Source organism: Actinophytocola sp., from assembly GCF_035712165.1.
Taxonomy (GTDB): Bacteria; Actinomycetota; Actinomycetes; order Mycobacteriales; family Pseudonocardiaceae; genus DASYTH01.
In genome coordinates this window covers 1-14,053 of the sequence record NZ_DASTBH010000516.1, presented here as the reverse complement: position 1 = coordinate 14,053, position 14,053 = coordinate 1, and the positions used below count along the sequence as shown (strand labels likewise).

At 72.7% G+C, this 14,053-nt stretch carries 14 protein-coding genes; 5 read left to right on the top strand and 9 right to left on the bottom strand.

Features of this window, described 5'->3' with window-relative positions; all coding sequences use genetic code 11:
• Positions 1–602 (bottom strand): FAD-dependent oxidoreductase (locus tag VFO68_RS29375; RefSeq protein WP_325161660.1); only part of this gene is annotated, 602 nt, incomplete at its 3' end.
• Positions 599–1,675, bottom strand: a complete 1,077-nt coding sequence (gene hemE, locus VFO68_RS29370; protein WP_325161659.1) for a uroporphyrinogen decarboxylase — start codon at positions 1,673–1,675, stop codon at positions 599–601. The genes hemE and VFO68_RS29375, both read right to left, overlap by 4 nt.
• A 79-nt stretch (positions 1,676–1,754) precedes the next feature.
• On the opposite strand from hemE, the gene VFO68_RS29365 reads away from it, so the two are divergent.
• Positions 1,755–2,315, top strand: coding sequence for a DUF3000 domain-containing protein (locus VFO68_RS29365; protein ID WP_325161658.1), 561 nt, complete (start codon positions 1,755–1,757; stop codon positions 2,313–2,315).
• A gap of 15 nt (positions 2,316–2,330) precedes the next feature.
• Here VFO68_RS29365 and VFO68_RS29360 read toward each other — a convergent pair whose 3' ends face one another.
• Complete coding sequence (locus tag VFO68_RS29360; protein WP_325161657.1) at positions 2,331–3,359, bottom strand: dipeptidase; 1,029 nt, start codon at positions 3,357–3,359, stop codon at positions 2,331–2,333.
• Positions 3,360–3,613: 254 nt separating this feature from the next.
• Here VFO68_RS29360 and VFO68_RS29355 point away from each other — a divergent pair, with 254 nt between their 5' ends.
• The 3 genes from VFO68_RS29355 to VFO68_RS29345 all read left to right on the top strand — a co-directional run bounded on the left by VFO68_RS29355 (position 3,614) and on the right by VFO68_RS29345 (position 6,526).
• Positions 3,614–4,330 (top strand): response regulator transcription factor, encoded by a 717-nt coding sequence (locus VFO68_RS29355; protein ID WP_325161656.1) that lies wholly within the window; start codon positions 3,614–3,616, stop codon positions 4,328–4,330.
• Positions 4,331–4,418: 88 nt separating this feature from the next.
• Positions 4,419–5,663 (top strand): HRDC domain-containing protein, encoded by a 1,245-nt coding sequence (locus VFO68_RS29350; RefSeq protein WP_325161655.1) that lies wholly within the window; start codon positions 4,419–4,421, stop codon positions 5,661–5,663.
• 29 nt (positions 5,664–5,692) lie between these two features.
• Entirely contained in the window at positions 5,693–6,526 is an 834-nt protein-coding gene (locus VFO68_RS29345) for a DUF72 domain-containing protein (protein WP_325161654.1), read from the top strand.
• Positions 6,527–6,720: 194 nt separating this feature from the next.
• On the opposite strand, the gene VFO68_RS29340 is transcribed toward VFO68_RS29345, so the two are convergent.
• Genes VFO68_RS29340 through dxs form a run of 3 tightly spaced genes read right to left on the bottom strand, consistent with a single transcriptional unit; the run spans position 6,721 to position 10,457 of the window.
• Positions 6,721–7,851, bottom strand: coding sequence for a HAMP domain-containing sensor histidine kinase (locus VFO68_RS29340; RefSeq protein WP_325161653.1), 1,131 nt, complete (start codon positions 7,849–7,851; stop codon positions 6,721–6,723).
• A complete protein-coding gene (locus tag VFO68_RS29335; protein ID WP_325161652.1) occupies positions 7,844–8,524 on the bottom strand; it encodes a response regulator transcription factor in 681 nt (226 codons plus the stop codon). The genes VFO68_RS29340 and VFO68_RS29335 overlap by 8 nt, the downstream gene beginning before the upstream one ends.
• Positions 8,525–8,528: 4 nt before the next feature.
• Positions 8,529–10,457: a 1-deoxy-D-xylulose-5-phosphate synthase gene (dxs, locus tag VFO68_RS29330; protein WP_325161651.1), complete on the bottom strand. Its 1,929-nt coding sequence runs from the start codon at positions 10,455–10,457 to the stop codon at positions 8,529–8,531.
• A 119-nt stretch (positions 10,458–10,576) separates the two neighbouring features.
• Between dxs and VFO68_RS29325 the strand changes: the two genes are divergently transcribed.
• A complete protein-coding gene (locus VFO68_RS29325) occupies positions 10,577–11,107 on the top strand; it encodes a hypothetical protein (RefSeq protein WP_325161650.1) in 531 nt (176 codons plus the stop codon).
• Here the strand turns inward: VFO68_RS29325 and VFO68_RS29320 are convergent.
• The 3 genes from VFO68_RS29320 to VFO68_RS29310 form a co-directional block, all read right to left on the bottom strand.
• Positions 11,016–11,612, bottom strand: coding sequence for a Uma2 family endonuclease (locus tag VFO68_RS29320; protein ID WP_325161649.1), 597 nt, complete (start codon positions 11,610–11,612; stop codon positions 11,016–11,018). The two genes, VFO68_RS29325 and VFO68_RS29320, sit on opposite strands and share 92 nt — an antisense overlap.
• Positions 11,613–11,741: 129 nt before the next feature.
• Positions 11,742–12,944 carry a class I SAM-dependent RNA methyltransferase gene (locus VFO68_RS29315; RefSeq protein WP_325161648.1) on the bottom strand — a complete coding sequence of 401 codons (1,203 nt, stop codon included), beginning with the start codon at positions 12,942–12,944 and terminating at the stop codon, positions 11,742–11,744.
• A partial coding sequence (locus tag VFO68_RS29310) for an APC family permease (protein ID WP_325161647.1) occupies positions 12,941–14,053 on the bottom strand: 1,113 nt, incomplete at its 5' end. The genes VFO68_RS29315 and VFO68_RS29310, both read right to left, overlap by 4 nt.

Genomic DNA, 14,053 nt, shown 5'->3' with positions numbered 1-14,053 from the left:
GCCTGGGTGAGCGAGGTGGCGCCGGCGTCCAGCGCGCCGGCCAGCGCCGGCAACGTCGCCCGCAGGCCGAGCCCGTCGACCGTGCCGGCGTAGACCCCGCCGAGCAGCGGGTCCACCAGCCGGTCCACCAGCTCGGCGCCGAACCGCCCGCGCAGCAGCGCACCCAGCCCGGCGTCCGCGCCGTCCAGCCGGACCGGCGGCAGCGTGGGTTCGGCGGCCACCGCGCGCAGCCCGTCCGGGGAGAGCAGCGCGCGCACCGGCTCCGGCCCCTCGGGCACGCCCATCACCGTGCGCGGCGGGATGGGCCGGGTCACGCCACCGGCCCGCACGGTCGACCGCGCCCCCGACGGATGCACCAGGTCGCCGGCCAGACCCAGTTCGGTGGCCAGCGCGACGGCCTCCGGCCGCCGGTTGAGGAACGCCTCGGCGCCGACGTCGTAGCGGGTCCCGGCCAGCTCGACGGTGCGCAGCTTGCCGCCCAGCCGGTCGGTCTGCTCGATCAGCGTGATCCGGGCGGCCGGGCCGAGCAGCCGGCGCAACCGGTACGCCGCGACCAGACCGGAGATCCCGCCGCCGACGACGGCGGCGCGCACGGAGGTCATGGCTCCAGGCCGTGCACCAGCTCGACCACCCGGGTGATCACGTCGGGGTCGGTGTCCGGCAGCACGCCGTGGCCGAGGTTGAAGATGTGCCCGCCGGCCGCGCGTCCCTCGGCGACGATGCGCCGCACCTCCCGCTCCACCACCGCGAAGTCGGCCAGCAGGATCGCCGGGTCGAGGTTGCCCTGCACCACCGGGGCCGGGCCGTCCGGCAGCGCGGCCGAAAGCCGGCGCACCGCCTCGTCCAGCGGCACCCGCCAGTCGACGCCGACCACGTCCGCGCCCGCCGTGCGCATCGCGCCGAGCAGCTCGCCGGTCCCGACACCGAAGTGGATGCGCGGCACGCCGAGCCCGGCGAGCACCTTGGCCGAGTGCGGCGCCACCAGCTCCCGATAGTCGCGTTCGGACAGTGCGCCGGCCCAGGAGTCGAACAGCTGCACCGCGTCCACGCCGGCGGCGATCTGCGCCTGGAGGAACGTCCGGGTCAGGTCGGCCAGCCGGTCCAGCAGCGCGTGCCAGGTCCGCGGGTCGGAGTGCATCAACGCCTTGGTGCGTTCGTGATGCCGGCTCGGGCCGCCCTCGATCAGGTACGAGGCAAGGGTGAACGGCGCGCCCGCGAAACCGATCAGCGGGACCTCACCCAGTTCGGGCAGCAGCAACCCGATCGCGTCGGCGACCGGGCGCACCGCGCCGGCCGCCAACTCGGGCAGGTTCGCCACGTCGGTGGCCGCGCGCACCGGGCTCGCCACCACCGGGCCGGTGCCCGGCACGATGTCCAGGCTGACCCCGGCGGCGTAGAGCGGCACCACGATGTCGCTGAACAGGATCGCCGCGTCCACCCCGTGCCGGCGCACCGGCTGCATGGTGATCTCGCAGACCAGGGCCGGGTCGAAGCACGCGCTGAGCATCGAGGAACTGGCCCGCAACCGGCGGTACTCGGGCAGCGACCGGCCGGCCTGGCGCATGAACCACACCGGGACGCGATCGGGACGGGCGCCGCCCGCGGCGACCAGCAGTGGGGCGCCGGGCAGGGCGCGGCGCGCGATGACGGCGCCGGAATCAGTTGCGTGGGTCATGGCGACACACATCGTGCCACGCCAACATCCGGCGCGCCGTTACCGCTCACCGACTCGGGTGGACCTACAGTTACCAGTCGTGACCGGTACGTCGGCGGCTCCGGAGCTGTTCACGCAGGCGGTCGCGGCGTTGCGTTCGCTGCGACCCCGCCCTGAGATGCGGATCGAGGAGGTCCGGGCGCCGCAACGGCTCGCGCCCTGGGCGTGTGCGTTCACCGCCGAGGTGGACGGCCCGGCCGGGATCATGGCCACCGGGCGTCTGGTGCTGCTCTGCGACCCGGACGGCGAGGAGGCCTGGGGCGGCACGCTGCGGGTGGTCGCCTACGTGCGGGCCGAACTGGACGCCGAGCTCGCCGCCGACCCGTTGCTGCCGGAGGTGACCTGGTCCTGGCTCACCGACGCGCTCGCGGCGTGCGGGGCGGACTACGGCGCGCTGGGCGGCACGGTCACCGACACGTCCTCGGCCCGGTTCGGCGAGATCGCCGGCCCGGCCCGCACCGACGATCTCGAGCTGCGCGCGTCCTGGACCCCGCACACGGCCGAGCTGACCCCGCACGGCGAGGCGTTCTGCGACCTGATGGCGAGCGTCGTCGGCCTGCCGCCGGTGGGGGTGGCGGCGTTCGGACAGCGCCGCGGCTGAGTTACCTTTTGCCAGTTATGCGGCGGATCGCTCAGCCGCCCGCAACACGCGGAGTATGTTGCGGCCGGCCAGCTTGGCACATTCCTCGTCGGTCCAGCCCCGGTCCAGCAGCGCCTCGAACAGCACCGGGTAGCGGCTGACGTCCTCCAGCCCGTTGGGCAGCTCGCCGACGCCGTCGTAGTCCCCGCCCAGCCCGATGTGGTCGATGCCGGCGACCTCCCGGGCGTGCTCGACGTGCGCCACCACGTCGGCGACGGTGGCCGGCGACTGCGCCGAGACGAACTTCGGCACGAACGTCACCATGCACACCCCGCCGTTGTCCGCCAGCCGGGACAGCACGTCGTCCGGCACGTTGCGCGGGTGGTCGTGCACGGCCCGGCAGGAGGAATGGCTGAAGATCACCGGCGCGGAGCTGGTGTCCAGGGCGTCGCGCATGGTGGCCGGCGCGACGTGGGACAGGTCGACGAGCATGCCGAGCCGGTTCATCTCGGCCACCACGGCCCGGCCGAACCCGGTCAGCCCGCCCGCCGCCGGTTCGTCGGTTGCGGAGTCGGCCCACGGCACGTTCTTGTTGTGGGTCAGCGTCATGTACCGCACGCCCAACCGGTGCAGTGCGCGCAGCACGCCGAGCGATCCGGCGATCGAATGGCCGCCCTCCGCTCCGATCAGCGAGGCCACCCGTCCGGCGGCGATCGCGGCCTCGACCTCGTCCGCCGTCCGGGCGATCCGCAGCTGCTCCGGGTAGCGGTCGACGAGCGCGTAGACGATCTCGATCTGCTCCAGCACGGCGGTGACGGCGGCGTGTCCGGCCAGCTCGCAGGGCACGTAGACCGACCAGAACTGGGCCCCGACGCCCCCGGCGCGCAGCCGGCCGAGATCGGTGTGCAGTTCGGGTTGGGGTGCGGTGAGGTCGATTCCGGCGACCACGGTGCGCGCGTCCGGGCCGAGCCGGTTGCGCAGCGCCCAGGCCAGGTCGTTATGCCCATCGACGACCGGTGCGGCCCGCAACAACGTGCTGGCCCGCTCGAACTCAGCGCTTTCCACGAGAGTGACTCCGTTTCATCGAGCGTCTCCGTACATCCGTTACGTGACCGCGCCGGGTTGGTCCGATCGTGTGACACGTACACGGCCGGGTGACAACTCGATCGGATATATCACCATTTGATCATGTCCTTAACCCGCTTGGGCGGCTAGGCTGCCTTCGTCGACACCACTTTCGGTCCAATGGCGGCGCGGCTGTTTGGCCGAAAGTCCCGGTGCCGGTCGGGGGGCACGACCGACTCCAGGGAGGTAGTGACGTGGCTGCCGTCGGCTTAGGTCAGGCCGTTCGAACCACGCCAGCCGGCGTACTGCCGGCGAACATGGTCCCGCACCCGCGGGAAGAGCTGTTTTCGGTACTAGTGGTCGATGACCATCCGTTGCTGAGGGAGGCGATAGCTGCCCGGCTCACCCAGATGGGTGCGGGCACGGTCCATGAGGCTGCCACGGTGGCCGAGGCAAGAGCGCGAGCATTGGCCACCGGCCCGTGCGACCTCGCGATCCTCGACCTCGGACTGCCCGACGGCAGTGGTATCGAGCTGGTCACCGAGCTCCGCAGCCATGGCTGGCCGCGGATCGTGGTGCTGGCCTCGTCCGACGACCCGTATGCCGTCCGGTCGGCCTTCCAGGCAGGCGCACAGGCCTACCTGCTGAAGTCCGCGTCGCCGATGGTGGTGACCGACGGAGTTCGGCGCGTGCTCGAAGGCGGCGTGTACGCCGACCCGAGCGTGGCTCCGATCCTCGCGACCGGCACCCGGGTTCCGGGCACCGACAACACGCCCCGGGAGCTTTCCGCCCGGGAGGTCGAGGTTCTCCAGCTCGTTGCCGATGGCCAGTCCAACAAGGAGATCGGTGAGGGCCTGAACCTGTCCGCCCTGACCGTGAAGAGCCATCTCTCCAGGATCGGGCGCAAGTTGGGTACCGGCGACCGGGCACAGATGGTCGCGCTGGCCATGCGGGCCGGCGTGATCCGCTGATCTCCGGCGGATCTTCGCGGGAACCCACAAGTCAAGATCTGCTGGTCCGCACCACCTGCCGGGAGCTCGTCCCGTAGGGTGATCCGTCGTGGGCACATCAGGGACCGAGGACGCCGACCTGGCGCGATCCGATCCCGTGCTGCTGACCGAACCTTCCGGTGGGACGCCGGAGGTGGTGACGGACCCGCGAGTGCTTGCCGACGTGTCGGCCGCGATCGGCGCGGGCCAGGGACCGATCGCGGTCGACACCGAGCGGGCGTCCGGCTACCGGTACTCGCAGCGCGCCTATCTGGTGCAGGTGCGTCGCGAGGGTGTCGGCACGGTGCTGGTGGATCCGATCGGGCTCGACGACCACCTCGAACCGCTCATCTCAGCGCTGCGGGGCGCCGAGTGGGTGCTGCACGCCGCGTCCCAGGATCTGCCCTGTCTCGCGGAGCTGAACCTGCGGCCGGACCGGCTGTTCGACACCGAGCTCGCCGGCCGGCTGGCCGGTTTCGAGCGGGTCGCGCTCGGCACGCTGGTCGAATTGTTGCTGGGCTACCGGCTGGAGAAGGGCCACGGCGCCGCCGACTGGTCCACCCGGCCGCTGCCGCGCGACTGGCTCAACTACGCCGCTCTCGACGTCGAGCTGCTGGTGCCGCTGCGCGACGCGCTCGAGGCCGAGCTGACCGCGCAGGGCAAGCTGGACTGGGCCCTGGAGGAGTTCGAGGCGCTGCGCACCGCGCCGCCTCCGCAACCGCGAGCCGAGCCGTGGCGGCGCACGTCGGGCATCCACCGGGTCCGCACCCCGCGCGGGTTGGCCGCGGTCCGCTCGCTGTGGGAGGCCCGGGACGGCCTGGCCCGGCAACGGGACATCGCCCCCGGCCGGATCCTGCCGGACAGCGCGATCGTGCACGCCGCCGTGACCGCGCCCGCCGACGAGGCCGGGCTCCTTGAGCTCCCGGTGTTCCGCGGCCGCGCGCAGCGCCGGCTCGCCGACACCTGGATGCGCGCGCTGCGGAACGCGGCCGCGCTGGGCCGCCGCGACCTGCCCGATCCCTCGCCGCCCAACGACGGTCCACCGCCACCCAACCGGTGGGCGGACAAGGACCCGGCGGCCGCCGCCCGGCTGGTCGCCGCCCGGGCCGCGCTCACCGCCATCGCCGAGGCCAACCGCCTTCCGGTGGAGAACCTGCTGCAACCCGACCTGGTGCGGCGCACCTGCTGGGAGCCCCCGGCCCAGCCCGACGCCGCGGCCGTGGCCGAGGTGCTGCGCGCGGGCGGCGCCCGAAACTGGCAGGTCACGCTCACCGCCGAGGCGCTCAGCCAGGCCCTGCGCTCGGTCGCCGTTTAGTCGGGCCACCCCGGTGGCACCCTGCCGCCATGATCCGGGTCGGCACGTCGGGGTGGCTCTATCCGCCGTGGCGCGGGCCGTTCTACCCGAAGGGCCTGCCGCACCGGCGCGAGCTGGAGTACCTCGCCGAGCGGCTCAACTCGGTCGAGATCAACGGCTCGTTCTACTCGTTGCAGCGTCCGGCCAGCTACCAGGCCTGGGCCGCGCAGACCCCCGAGGACTTCGTGTTCGCGGTCAAGGGCGGCCGGTTCATCACCCACATGAAGCGGCTGCGCGACGTGCAGACGCCGCTGGCCAACTTCTTCGCCTCCGGCCCGCTGGCTCTCGGAGCCAAGCTCGGCCCGATCCTCTGGCAGCTGCCGGCCAGCCTGCGCTACGACCCCGACCTGCTGGCCGCGTTCTTCGACCTGCTGCCGCGCGACACCGCCGCGGCCGCCGCCCTGGCCGCCCGGCACGACCACCGACTGGACGGCCGGGCCTGGACCAGCACCGACGCCAACCGCCCGCTGCGGCACGCGCTGGAGGTGCGCCACCCCGGCTTCACCGATCCGTCCTTCCTCGACCTGCTGCGCGAGCACCGGATCGCCCTGGTGGTCGCCGACACCGCCGGGAAGTTCCCGTACCTGGAGGACGTGACCGCGGACTTCGCCTACATCCGCCTGCACGGCGACGAGGAGCTCTACGCCAGCGACTACTCACCGGCCGCGCTGGACCGCTGGGCCGACCGGGTCCGCCAGCTGACCAGGGCCGCCGGGGACGCCTACGTCTACTTCGACAACGACATCCACGCCCACGCCCCCCACAACGCGATCGACCTCGCCGAGCGCCTGGGCCTCACGGCTACCGCGGCAACCGCACGATGACAGACCAACAGCTACCTCAGGGGACCGTGACGGCACCCAGCCACCATCCACCCGATCCCCGCACCATCCGCCGGAACGCAACGACCGCACAAAATCCCGGAGAGGCGGCACCGCACCCAGCCACCATCCACCCGATCCCCGCACCATCCGCCGAAACGCAACGACCGCACAAAAATCCCGGAGAGGCGGCACTGCTACTGCGGCAACCGGACGGTGACCGACAGCCCGCCGCCCGGCACCGCGTCGGCCGACACCTGGCCGTGATGGGCCAGCACCACGGCCCGCACGATGGACAGGCCGAGCCCGGTGCCGGACTGGGCGGTGCGGTCCACCCCACCCCGGCGGAACGGCTCGAACAGCTCCCCCACCCGGTCCGGGTCGACCTGCGCGCCCGACGAGCGCACCTGCAGGCACGAGGTTCCCGGCCCACGCTCCACCCGGACCTCGATCCAGCCGCCGTCCACGTTGTGCCGCACGGCGTTCTCCAGCAGGTTCCCGGCCACCCGCTCGAGCAGCGCCGGGTCGCCGACCGTGGGCGCCGAGTCGCCGACGAACGAGGCGCTGATGTGCCGGGCCTGCGCGTCGCCCGCCACCGCGCGCCAGGCCGAACCGACCGCCGTGGCCAGGTCGACCGGCTCGGCGACGGCCAGCCCCTGCCCGTCGGCGCGGGCCAGCACCAGCAGGGCCTCGACCAGCTGGCCGGCCCGCAGCGTCGCCGCCCGCACCACCTCGGCCATCCGGCGCAGCTCGGCCGCGTCGGCGTTCGGGTCGGCCAGCGTGACGTCCAGCTCGGCCCGGATCACCGACAGCGGGGTGCGCAGCTCGTGGCTGGCGTTGGCGACGAAATGCCGCTGCCCGGCGAACGCCGCCTGCAGCCGGTCCAGCATCGCGTCGAACGTCTCGGCCAGCTCGGCTACCTCGTCGCGCGGCCCGCGGTGCGCGATCCGCTCCCCGAGCGACTCCACCGACAGCCGCTGCGCGGTGGCCGTCACGTCCCGCAGCGGCTGCAGGACCCGGCCGGTGATCGTCCAGGCCAGCAGCGCCGTGGCCAGCACCACGCTGACGAACGCGATCGAACCGGCGGTCAGCACCCGGTCCCGGACGTCGTCGCGCAGCGCCTCGGCCAGCCGGCCGACCTCCACCGGCGCCCCGTTGACGATGATCGTGCCGCCCTCCGGCAGCGACGGCACGGATGCCGCCATCTCCCCGGCCAGCGTCCAGCCCAGCCACAGCAGCACGGCGCTGGCGACCGCCACCAGCGCGGTGGCCAGCAGCGTGATCCGGCCGCGCAGCCCCGGGCCCCGGCGTCTGGTCCGGTCAGCCACCGTCTGGCCGGCTCGCCACCGGCACGCGGTAGCCCGAACCCACCACGGTGTCGATGATGCCCGGCTCCCCCAGCTTCTTGCGCAACGTCATGACCGTCACCCGCACGGTGGTGGTGAACGGGTCGGCGTTCTCGTCCCACACCCGCTCGAGCAGTTCCTCGCTGCTCACCACGGATCCGGCCGCGGCCAGCAGCACCTCGAGCACGCCGAACTCCTTGCGGGTCAGCTCGACCGGCCGGCCGGCGCGAGTCACCGTGCGCCGCGCCGGGTCCAGCTCCACGTCCCCGGCACGCAGGATCGGCGGCGTCACCGGGGTGGCCCGCCGGGCCAGCGCCCGCACCCGGGCCACCAGCTCGGGGAAGGCGAACGGCTTGGCCAGGTAGTCGTCGGCGCCGAGGGACAGCCCCTCGACCCGCTCCTCCACCGCGCCGCTGGCGGTGAGCATGATCACCCGGGTGAGCTGCCCGGACCGCACGATCTCCCGGCACAGCTCGTCGCCGGACATGCCCGGCAGGTCCCGGTCCAGCACGACCACGTCGTAGCGGGTGATGGACGCCTTCTCGTGACCGTCGTCCCCGGTGAGCGCGATGTCGACCGCCATGCCCTCGCGGCGCAACCCGCGCGCCACGGCCTCGGCCAAGGCCTGCTCGTCCTCGACGATCAGAATCCGCACACTGTCACCGTTTCTCGCGTTCGGCGTCCGCCGGCACGCTCGTCGCCGGATCACCGAGCAGGTCGGCGACCCATTCGGTGACCCGCCGGGCCACGTTCTGTGCGGTCAGCCCGAGCCGGACGAACACCTCCGAGCGGGTGCCCTGGTGGTGGAACTCGTTGGGAACACCCAGATCGCGCAGCGGAACGGTCACCTCGGCGTCCCGCAGCACGGTGGCCAGCGCCGAGCCGAACCCGCCGTGCCGGCCGCTGTCCTCGACCGTGACCACCAGCCGGTGTGCGGCCGCCATGGCGGCCAGCTCGCCGGGCACCGGGAAGATCCAGCGCGGATCGACCACGGTGACCCCGATGCCCTGGTCGGCCAGCCGCGAGGCGGCGGCCAGGCCCAGTTCCGCGAACGCCCCGACGGTGACCAGCAGCACGTCGTTGCTCTCCCCGGGCCCGGGCACCCGCAGCACGTCGACCGGGCCGTTGCGGTCGATCGCCGGCACCTCGCCGCCGACCGACGCCTTCGGGAAGCGCAGCACGGTCGGCGCGTCGGTGACCGCGACCGCCTCCCGCAACTCGACGGCCAGCGTGCCGGCGTCGCGCGGCGCGGCGACCCGGATGCCCGGCACCACGCCGAGGATCGACAGGTCCCACATGCCGTGGTGGCTGGCCCCGTCCGGACCGGTGATCCCGGCCCGGTCGAGCACGAAGGTGACCGGCAGGCGGTGCAGCGCGACGTCCATCAGCACCTGGTCGAACGCCCGGTTGAGGAAGGTCGAGTAGATCGCCACCACCGGGTGCAGCCCGGCCATCGCCATGCCGGCGGCCGAGGTGACCGCGTGCTGCTCGGCGATCCCGACGTCGAAGCAGCGGTCCGGATGCGCCTCGGCGAACGGGCCGAGACCGGTGGAGCGCAGCATCGCCGCGGTGATCGCCACGACGTCCGGACGCTCGGCGCCGATCGCGGCCAGTTCCTTGGCGAAGACGTGGGTCCACGTCTCGCTCCGGGCGTTGGTGGGCCGGCCGGTGAGCGGGTCGATCGGGTCGGTCTGGTGCATCTGGTCGATCTCGTCGTTCTCGGCCAGCGGGAACCCGCGTCCCTTGCACGTCACCGTGTGCACCACCACCGGTCCGCCGAACGCCTTGGCCCGGCGCAGCGCCCCCTCCAGCGCGGCGAAGTCGTGCCCGTCCACCGGACCCAGGTACTTCAGCCCCAGGTCCTCGAACATCATCTGCGGGGACAGCGCGTCCTTGAGGGCCTTCTTGACCGCGTGCAGCGCGGTGTAGGCGGGCTTGCCCACCACCGGGGTGGCCTGCAGCATCTTCTTGCCGCCCTCGAGCGCCTTCTCGTAGGCCGGCTTGGTGCGCAGCGTCGCCAGGTGCTCGGCCAGGCCGCCGATGGTCGGGGAGTAGGACCGGCCGTTGTCGTTGACCACGATCACCATCGGACGGTCCTGGCCGGCCGCGATGTTGTTCAGCGCCTCCCAGCACATGCCGCCGGTCAGCGCGCCGTCGCCGACCACGGCGACCACGTGCCGGTCCTCGCCACGCAGCTGGAACGCCTTGGCCATCCCGTCCGCGTAGGACAGTGCGGTCGAGGCGTGGCTGTTCTCCACCAGGTCGTGCTCGCTCTCCGCCTGGCTGGGATAGCCCGAGACACCGTCCTGTTGGCGCAGCCGGTCGAACTCGGCGCGCCGCCCGGTGAGGATCTTGTGGACGTAGCTCTGGTGGCCAACGTCGAAGATCACCGGATCGCGCGGCGAGTCGAACACCCGGTGCAGCGCGATGGTCAGCTCGACCACGCCCAGGTTCGGGCCGAGGTGCCCGCCGGTCGCCGTCACCTTGTCCACCAGGAACTGGCGGATCTCGGCGGCGAGCCGCGTGAGCTCCTCGTGCGTCAGCGTGTTCAGATCGGCCGGTCCATGCACGGACTCCAGCAGGGTCACCACTCCACCCCGTTTCGGCAATACGACGTTCGACCAGTCTACGAGCGATCCACACCTGCTCCCCGGGACCGGTAAGGTCAACGGGCCGGAACCGAGGCTTCGGAGTGGGGGACGTCACTGTGAGTGAGCCGCCGCCCATCATGGCGCAGGCGGAGCAGGACCGCCTCACCCGCCAGGTAGGACGTGCACTGCTGTCGGTCGCGCCGCCGGGCTGGACGGAGGTCCGCGCCGAGTACCGCTCGGCCGGCCGGCACATCGAGGTTGACGTGTTCGTCACCGGCCCGGACGGGGTGGCCCACCCGATGCGCCCGCCCGCCGAGGTGGTCGACGGCCTGGGCCACCTGCGCCGGGGGATGTACCGCCCCGGCCGCGGCACCTGGCTCTCCGCCGTCTACCTGCTGGCCCCGCCGAGCAGCTTCAGCTGCGACTTCGAGCCCGACCGCGAACCCCGGTGGCGCCGCCTGCCCCCGCCCATCGGCTTCCAGGACGAGCTCCGGTTCTTCCCCCGCACCGACGACCACATCCCCGACTGGCTCCGCCAGCGCGCCGGCCTGCCCCCTACCGCCCCGCCCGCCCCACCAGCTCCGCCGGATCCAGCTCGACCCGAAACGGCACCGGGACCTCCACCCGCGCCCCCGCCACGGCCGTGAGGACCTGCACATACCGGCCCCGCCGCAGCTCCGAGACGATCACCTGCGGGCCTTTCTCCATCTCGACCCGCCAGTACACCGGGATCTTCGCAGCCGCATAGAGCTGCGGCTTGACAAGCCGATCCTGCGGTTTCGAGTTCGGCGAGACGATCTCCACCACCGCCCGGACCGTATGCGGCGGAAAGCGGACGACCGGCGCCGCATCGGCAAACGCCCGATCGATGACCACGATGTCGGGCTGGCACAACATGCCGCCGGGAATCTCGACGTTGACCGCCTCAACGACCTCAAGCTCCGGAGGGGCTGCCTGGACGAGCCGCATCGCCAGGTTCAGTGACAGGCGCTGATGCAGGTGGGCCGGAGCGGGGCTCACCGTGAGCACTCCCGGCGCGAGGATCTCGTATCGGGCGTGGTTGCCGTGATCGGGCAATGCCTCGACGTCCTGGATGGTCCAGTAGCCGGAGTGCGTGCAAGGGCCGGAATTCTCGGTGAGCGCGAACCCCACGATGGCCTCCCTAGCTCACGCCAGTCGCGATCAGTCTCCCACACCGGCCCGGACCTCCTGCTTTTTCGCACATGTGTCTCATGGCGGCGATGATGGCAGTAGGCACTGACAGTGCCGGAGAGAGCACGCTCAGTGTATGGGGGTGAGGAGTGCCACACATTCGATGTGGTGGGTCATCGGAAAGGCGTCGAAGGCGCGGAGGTCGGTGAGGGTGTAGCCGTGGCCGGCGAAGGTGGCGATGTCGCGGGCGAGGGCGGCGGGGTCGCAGGCGATGTAGATCACCCGGTCCGGGTGGCGGGCGGCGATGGCGGAGACGACGGCGCGGCCGGCGCCCTTGCGGGGCGGGTCCAGGACGACGACGGCCGGGGCGGGGAGGTCGGGGGCGCTGACGGCGTGCTCGACCCGCGCGGCGCGGACCTGCACCTGGGGGAGGTCGGCCAGGTTGGCGGCGGCCTGCTCGGCGGCCGCGGCGACCGACTCCACCGCCAGCACCGTCCCGGTCGGACCGACCTGGCCGGCGAGCACCGCCGCGAACAGGCCGACGCCGGCGTAGAGATCCCAGGCGACGGCGCCGGGCGCGAGGTTCGCCCAGCCGCCTGCGACCTCGGCCAGCACGTCGGCGGCATCCGGATGCACCTGCCAGAACCCGTGCGCGGACACCCGCCAGTCCCGGCGCGCCGCCCGCTCCACGGCAGTGCCGGAACCGGCCAGCCGCCGGGCCCGCCGGTCCCGCACCTCACTGACGTGCGTGTGGGCCTGGGCGTCCAGGGCCACCTCCAGCTCGGCGCCCGGCGTCCAGGTCCGGTCGGCCACCAGGTCCGCCGTGCCGGGCGCGGAGATCGGGCAGTCGGCCACCGGCACCACCCGGTGGCTGCGGTGCGCGTGGAACCCGACCCGGCCGTCCGGACCGACCGCCAGCCGCACCCTGGTCCGCCAGCGCAGCAGGCCGCCGGGCAGTTCCTCGACGGTCACCGGCCGGTCCAGACCGGCCAGCCGGCGTAGCTGCTCGGCCACCACGAAGGCCTTCAGCTCCCGCTGCCGGTCGCCCGAGGCGTGCTGCCAGTCGCAGCCGCCGCAGCCGCCGGGCACCGCCACCGGGCAGGGCGGCTCGACCCGGTCCGACGCGGCGGTCAGCACCTCGACCGCGTCGCCCCGGCAGAACGAGCCGCCGCGGTCCTCGGTCACCTCGACGGTGACCCGCTCACCCGGCAGCGCGTGCCGCACGAACACCACCCGGCCCTGCGCCCGGGCCACGCAGTGCCCGCCGTGCGCGACCGGCCCGACCGTCACCTCGAACCGCCGGCCGGTCCAGTCCAGCTCCGGCTCGGTCACCGCTTGCCGTTCCCGCCCGGACCGTCCTTTGTGAACAGTCCACGGCGGACCGCGCCGGGCGCCATCTCGGCGCGGTGGCGCACCCGGTTCGAGGACGCCAGCTGCCACGGCACGCTGACCACCATCACGCCCGGCTGGAACAGCAGCCTTCCCTTGAGCCGCAACGCGCTCTGGTTGTGCAGGAACTGCTCCCACCAGCGGCCGACCACGTACTCCGGGATGAACACGGTGACCACGTCGCGCGGGTTGTCGGTGCGCATCCGCTTCACGTAGTCGAGCACCGGCTTGGTGATCTCCCGGTACGGCGACTCGATCACCTTGAGCGGTACGGAAAAGCCTTCCTTCTCCCACTCGGCGACCAGCCGCCTGGTGTCGGTGTCGTCCACGTTGACGGTCACCGCCTCCAGGACGTCGGGCCGGGTCGCCTTGGCGTAGGCCAGCGCCCGGCGGGTCGGCTGGTGCAGTTTGGACACCAGCACGATCGCGTGGTTGCGGGACGGCGGGCCGACCGGGCCGGCCTCGTCGAAGGCCCGCAGCTCGGCGCTTACCCGGTCGTAGTGCCGGCGGATCGCGGTCATCAACACGTAGAGCGCCGCCATCGCGGCGATCGCGATCCAGGCGCCATGGCTGAACTTGGTGATCAGCACCACGACCAGGACGCTGGCGGTCAGGATCAGGCCGAACGTGTTGATCGCCTGCGAGCGCCGCATCCGGCGCCGCTCCGCTGGGTCGGACTCGGTGCGCAGCAACCGGTTCCAGTGCCGGACCATGCCGGTCTGGCTCATCGTGAAGGACACGAAGACGCCCACGATGTAGAGCTGGATCAGCCGAGTCACCTCGGCGTCGAAGGCGATCACCAGGATGATGGCGAACGCGGCCAGGCCGACGATCCCGTTGGAGAACGCCAGCCGGTCGCCCCGGGTGTGCAGCTGGCGGGGCAGGTAGCGGTCCTGGGCCAGGATCGAGCCGAGCACCGGAAAGCCGTTGAACGCGGTGTTCGCGGCCAGCACCAGGATCAGCGCGGTGACCACGGTGACGAAGTAGAACCCGATCGGGAAGCCGCTGAACACCGCGTCGGCCACCTGGGCCACCAGGGTCTTCTGGTGGTA